At 69.6% G+C, this 5,916-nt stretch carries 4 protein-coding genes and 1 pseudogene; 3 read left to right on the top strand and 2 right to left on the bottom strand.

The window, feature by feature from the left end; translation table 11 throughout:
* Positions 1-119: pseudogene (locus F3J14_RS33090) on the bottom strand (transcriptional regulator); the annotation flags it as partial.
* Between the two features lie 181 nt (positions 120-300).
* Between F3J14_RS33090 and F3J14_RS33085 the strand changes: the two are divergent.
* Positions 301-1,053, top strand: a complete 753-nt coding sequence (locus F3J14_RS33085; RefSeq protein ID WP_166726490.1) for a class I SAM-dependent methyltransferase — start codon at positions 301-303, stop codon at positions 1,051-1,053.
* A gap of 150 nt (positions 1,054-1,203) precedes the next feature.
* Here F3J14_RS33085 and ppc read toward each other — a convergent pair whose 3' ends face one another.
* Positions 1,204-4,200 carry a phosphoenolpyruvate carboxylase gene (gene ppc / locus F3J14_RS33080; protein WP_166726489.1) on the bottom strand — a complete coding sequence of 999 codons (2,997 nt, stop codon included), beginning with the start codon at positions 4,198-4,200 and terminating at the stop codon, positions 1,204-1,206.
* Between the two features lie 217 nt (positions 4,201-4,417).
* Between ppc and hemC the strand changes: the two genes are divergently transcribed.
* Complete coding sequence (gene hemC / locus F3J14_RS33075) at positions 4,418-5,404, top strand: hydroxymethylbilane synthase (RefSeq protein WP_166726488.1); 987 nt, start codon at positions 4,418-4,420, stop codon at positions 5,402-5,404.
* Positions 5,404-5,916: uroporphyrinogen-III synthase (locus F3J14_RS33070; protein WP_211080422.1), on the top strand; the 513-nt coding region annotated here is incomplete at its 3' end. The genes hemC and F3J14_RS33070, both read left to right, overlap by 1 nt.

Raw genomic sequence — 5,916 nt, 5'->3', positions numbered from 1 at the left:
GGCGGCAGGCCGACGGCCTGCGGCGACAGCCGTTCGCGATGCGCGCGGATGAATTCGCCGAGCGCGCGGGCGGGCGTGGCGTCGAGCGGCGGGGTGGGGGCGGAGGACGGCTGGTTCATGCGGAAACGGCTGAAACGACAAAAAAGGCGCGGGATGCGCGGCGAAGATCGGGCCGGAAATCAGGCAGGTGTAACAAATACCAGAATAACCGCTTAACTTGTACTGGTACAAGCGCGGCCCTATTGTAGCGATTCGCGCGCTGACAGGCAGCGGGCGCCCCACCCAACGAAGGAGCGAACGATGAAACACCACGACCAGGTCGCCGACGCATTCGGCACGACGGCCGCCGCCTACCTGACGAGCACGGTCCACGCGACGGGCGCCGATCTGCAGGCACTGGCGGACGCCGTGCGCGCGACGTCCGACGGCGCGGTGCTCGATCTCGGCTGCGGCGCGGGCCACGCGAGCTTTGCAGTCGCGCCCCACGTGCGCGACGTGGTCGCCTACGATCTCGCCGCGCCGATGCTCGCGACCGTCGACGCAGCCGCGCGCGAGCGCGGGCTCGCGAACATCCGCACGCAGCAGGGGCCGGCCGAGCGGCTGCCGTTCGACGCGGGCACCTTCGACTGGGTGGTCAGCCGGATGAGTGCGCATCACTGGCACGACGTGCGCGCGGCGCTCGCCGAGGTGCGCCGCGTGCTCAAGCCGGGCGGCCGCGTGCTGATGATCGACATCGCGGGCAACGACCATCCGCTGCTCGACACGTATTTGCAGGCCGCGGAAGTGCTGCGAGACGCGTCCCACGTGCGCGACTACCGTGCCGACGAATGGCTCGCGATGTTCCGCGGTGCCGGTTTCGATGCACAGGTGCAAAGCCGCTGGCGCCTGCCGATCGATTTCGAGACGTGGGTCGAGCGGATCCGCACGCCGGCCGACAGCGTCGCGGGCATCCGCGCGCTGTGGGCGCATGCGCCCGACGAGGTGCGCGGCTACTACGCGGTGCAGCCGGACGGATCGTTCGAGCACGACGCGTTGCTGATCGACGCGCATTGAATCGGCGGCACGGCGGCCGTCGCTGTCGCCGTCGTGCCGTCGTACCGCCGCGCCGACCAATGAAAAAAGCCGCGATACGCGTGACGCGCGTATCGCGGCTTTCGTATCGCGATGCCGGCCGGCTCGGGGCGGACCCGCGCCGTGCGCGGATCAGCCCGTGTTGCGCAGGCCGGCCGCGATCCCGTTGATGGTCAGGTGAATCCCGCGGCGCAGCCGCGCGTTCGTGTCGCCCGCGCGGTGACGCTTGATCAGCTCGACCTGCAGGTGGTTCAGCGGATCGAGATACGGGAAGCGGTTCTTGATCGAGCGCGCGAGCAGCGGGTTGGTCGCGAGGCGGCCTTCGTGCCCGGTGATTTCCGCGAGCGCCTGCGACGTGCGCTCCCATTCCGCGACGATCCGCTCGAACACGTGCTTGCGCAGCTTGCGGTCGGCGACCAGCTGCGCATAGCGCGACGCGACCGCGAGATCGGTCTTCGCGAGCACCATGTCCATGTTCGACAGCAGGTTCGCGAAGAACGGCCAGGTCTTGTTCATCTTCTTGAGCAGCGTCAGGCGCTTCGTGCGTTCGGCTTCGTCCTGCGCGCCGTCGAGATACGCGCTCACCGCGCTGCCGAAGCCGTACCAGCCCGTCAGCAGCAGCCGGCACTGACCCCACGAGAAGCCCCACGGAATCGCGCGCAGGTCTTCGATCTTGCGGTTCTTCGGATCCTGCAGCTTGCGCGAGGCCGGGCGGCTGCCGATGTTCAGCTCCGCGATCTCGGTGATCGGCGTCGACGAGAAGAAGTAGTCGGTGAAGCCGGGCGTTTCATAGACGAGCGCGCGATACGACGCCATCGCGGCGTCCGACAGCGTCTGCATCGCGGCTTCGAACGCGGGCAGTTGTGCGGGCGCGTTCGACTGCGGCAGCAGCGACGCCTCGAGCGTCGCGGCGACCACCGTCTCGAGGTTGCGCCGGCCGATTTCGGGGTTCGCGAACTTGCTCGCGATCACCTCGCCCTGTTCGGTCAGGCGGATCTGGCCGTTGACGGTACCCGGCGGCTGCGACAGGATCGCCTGGTAGGTCGGGCCGCCCCCGCGGCCGACCGTGCCGCCGCGGCCGTGGAACAGCCGCAGCGTGATCTTGCGTTCGCGGAACACGTCGACGAGCGCGAGTTCGGCGCGATACAGCTCCCAGTTCGACGTCAGGAAGCCGCCGTCCTTGTTGCTGTCCGAATAGCCGAGCATCACCTCCTGCTCGGCGCCCTGGTGCGCGATCAGCGCGTCGATGCCCGGCAGCGCGAAGTATTCGCGCATGATGCGCGCGGCGTCGCGCAGGTCGGGGATCGTCTCGAACAGCGGGATCACCATCAGGCCGCTCTTCGCATGGCTGCCGAGCGGGCCTTCGAGCAGGCCCGTTTCCTTCTGCAGCAGCAGCACCTCGACGAGGTCGCTGACGGTTTCCGTATGCGAGATGATGTAGTTGCGCACCGCGCGCGCGCCGAACTGCGCGCGCACGTCGCGGGCCTTCTCGAACACGCCGAGCTCGCTCTGCGCGAGCGCCGAGTATTCGAGGTACGGCGAGCGCAGCGGGCGCGGATCGGCGAGTGCAGCCAGCAGCACGCGCAGCTTGTCTTCCTCGGCGAGCGCCGCGTAGTCGGCTTCGACGCCGGCACGCGCGAACAGCTCGGCGACCACGGCTTCGTGGATGTCGGAGCTCTGGCGCAGGTCGATGCTCGCGAGATGGAAGCCGAACACTTCGGCCGCGCGCACCAGCGGCGCCAGGCGCGGCGCGGCGAGCGACGCGCCGTGGTGTTCTTCGAGCGATGCGGTCAGCACCTTCAGGTCGGCGACGAACGCTTCGGAATCCGCATACGGAATCGCGCGCACCGGCGGCGCGCCGCGGCCCGCGCTGCGCACCGGCACCGTGCCTTCGCCGAGCCGCACGCGCGCGCTGGCGGCGAGCCGCGTGTAGATGCCGATCAGCGCGCGGCGATACGGTTCGTCGACGCGGTGCGGCGACTGGTCGGGCGAGGCGGCCGCGAGCGCCTTCACCGCGTCGTTCGCGCCGACCAGCAGGTTCGACACCGACAGCTCGGCACCGAGCTTGTGCACCTGTTCCAGATAATGTTCGAGGATCACCGCGGCCTGGCGGTTGATCGCTTCGTCGAGCGTCGGGCCGGTGACGTTCGGGTTGCCGTCGCGATCGCCGCCGATCCAGCTGCCCATCTGGAAGAACGCGGGCACGCGCGCGGACAGGCCGTGCTCGGCGAGCGCGGCCTCGATGTCGCCGTACAGCGCGGGCAGCTCGTCGAGGAACGTCGCGCGGTAGTACGACAGCGCGTTCTCGATCTCGTCGCCGACCGTCAGGCGCGAGTCGCGCAGCATGCGGGTCTGCCACAGCGCGGTCACGCGCGCGCGCAGCATCGATTCGTTGTACGAGCGTTCGCGCGCGGTGAGCGGCTGGTCGCGTTCGGCGAGCAGCCGCGCGATGTCGTGCTGCGCGTCGAGGATGCTCTTGCGCTGCACTTCCGTCGGGTGCGCGGTCAGCACCGGCACGATCAGCGCATCGTCGAAGAAGCGCTGCAGCAGGCGCTTCGACGCGTTGCCGGTCGTCTTCAGCTGTTCGAGCGCGTACGCGACGGTGCCGGGCTGCGGCGCGGAGCCGGCCAGCGCGTGGATGCGGCGGCGGCGGTTGTGGTGGCGGTCTTCCGCGATGTTCGCGAGGTGCGAGAAATAGCTGAACGCGCGCACGACGCTCACCGTCTGCTCCGGCGTCAGCTTGCGCAGCTTTTTCTCCAAAGTCTGCGCGGCTTCGCTGTCGTCTTCGCGACGGAACTTCACCGCGGTCTGTCGGATCGTTTCGACGACGTCGAACACGGTGTCGCCTTCCTGTTCGCGCACCACGTCGCCGAGCAGGCGGCCGAGGAAGCGGATGTCCTCGAACAGCGGGCCGTCCTTGTCCTCGCGCGTGCGCACGCCGGGCTTCGCCGTGCGGGCAGCCGGGCCCGACGTCTTGATCGCGCGTTTTGTCCGAGGTATCGAGTCTTTCGGTTTCGTTGCCGTTTTCGCACGGCCGTTCGCGGCGGTGGCGATGGTGCCCGTCTGGGCGTCGGGGGAGGGCAAGGCAGCATTGCGGCGCGTCGTACGCGCCGATCCGGAAGACTTCACGATGGGTTTCCTTGGGAAAGCTCGAGTCAAAAGGGACTGCGGGTACTGCGGAAACTACGGGAACTGCGGTCAAGCAACCAGCTACGTGCGGCGCATCCGCGCATCGGTGTCCCCGCCCGCGCCGAAGCGCGGCGGGCGTGGGCTCCGGGCCCGGGCGGGCCGAAGCGTGCGTGCTACCATTGTTCGATCTTCCATCCCGTCCTTCGATGTTCCAGCAATGAATTCCGAGACTATTTCGGCACAAGCCCCTGCGACGCTGACGATTGCTTCGCGCGAGAGCCGCCTGGCGATGTGGCAAGCCGAACATGTGCGTGATGCGCTGCGCAAATTATATCCAGCTTGCGACGTGAAAATCCTCGGGATGACGACCCGCGGCGACCAGATTCTCGATCGTACGCTGTCGAAGGTCGGCGGCAAGGGCCTGTTCGTGAAGGAGCTGGAGAATGCGCTCGCCGACGGTCGCGCCGACCTGGCCGTGCATTCGCTGAAGGACGTGCCGATGGCGCTGCCCGACGGCTTCGCGCTCACGGCGATCATGGAGCGTGAGGATCCGCGCGATGCGTTCGTGTCGAACGACTACGCGTCGCTCGACGCGCTGCCGGCCGGCGCCGTCGTCGGCACGTCGAGCCTGCGCCGCGAGGCAATGCTGCGCGCGCGCTATCCGCACCTCGACGTGCTGCCGCTGCGCGGCAACCTCGACACGCGCCTGTCAAAGCTCGATCGCGGCGACTATGCGGCGATCATTCTCGCGGCCGCCGGCCTGAAACGCCTCGGCCTCGAAGCGCGAATCCGTACACTGATCGACGTCGAGGACAGCCCGCCCGCGGCCGGTCAGGGCGCGCTCGGCATCGAAATCGCCGCGCACCGCACGGACGTCGCCGCATGGCTCGCGCCGCTGCACGACCCGCAGACCGCGCTCGCGGTCGAGGCCGAGCGGATGGTGTCGCGCGCACTCGGCGGCAGCTGCGAGGTGCCGCTCGCCGCGCACGCGGTGTGGCGCGCCGGCGAGCTGTACCTGACGGGCCGCGTGTCGACGACCGACGGCCAGCGCGTGCTGACGGCCGAGGAGTGCGGCGCCGTCATGACCGTCGCCGATGCGCTCGCGCTCGGCCGCGCGGTGTCCGACGAGCTGGAGGCGCAGGGCGCGCTCGACATCGTCAACGCACTGCTCGCCGCGTCGCAGGCCGGCAAGGGCGACGCCTGATGGCGGGCGGCGCGCGCGCGTTCACCGCCGTCCTGACGCGTCCGGACGGCCAGTCGGCCGGACTCTCGGCCCAGCTGGCCGAGGCCGGCTGCGACGTGCTCGAATTCCCGCTGATCGACATCGCGCCGGTCGACGATCCGGCGCCGCTCGACGCCGCGTTCGCGGCGCTTGACCGTTACGCGCTGGTGATCTTCGTGTCGCCGAACGCGATCGACCGCGCGCTCGCGCAGTACGGCGCGATCTGGCCGAATGCACTGCCGGTCGGCGTCGTCGGCCCGGGCAGCGTCGCGGCGCTCGAGCGCCACGGGATCGCGGCGCCCGCGCATCGTGTGATCGCGCCGCAGGCGCCCGCCGACGGCGGTGTCCCGCATTACGATTCGGAAAACCTGTTCGCGAGCATCGAGGCCGCGTTCGGCGGCGCGCAGGCGCTCGCCGGCAAGCGCGTGCTGATCGTGCGCGGCGACGGCGGGCGCGAATGGCTCGCCGAGCGGCTGCGCGAAGCCGGCGCGGAA

This window comes from Burkholderia sp. Tr-862 (genome assembly GCF_011753085.1).
GTDB lineage: Bacteria > Pseudomonadota > Gammaproteobacteria > Burkholderiales > Burkholderiaceae > Burkholderia > Burkholderia ambifaria.
Note: the sequence above shows the minus strand (reverse complement) of the source record. Positions and strands in the feature narration are given on the sequence as shown.

Coding starts and splice junctions, on each gene's coding strand:
- F3J14_RS33085 (WP_166726490.1), top strand. CDS start 301: ATGAAACACCACGACCAGGTCGCCGACGCATTCGGCACGACGGCCGCC.
- hemC (WP_166726488.1), top strand. CDS start 4,418: ATGAATTCCGAGACTATTTCGGCACAAGCCCCTGCGACGCTGACGATT.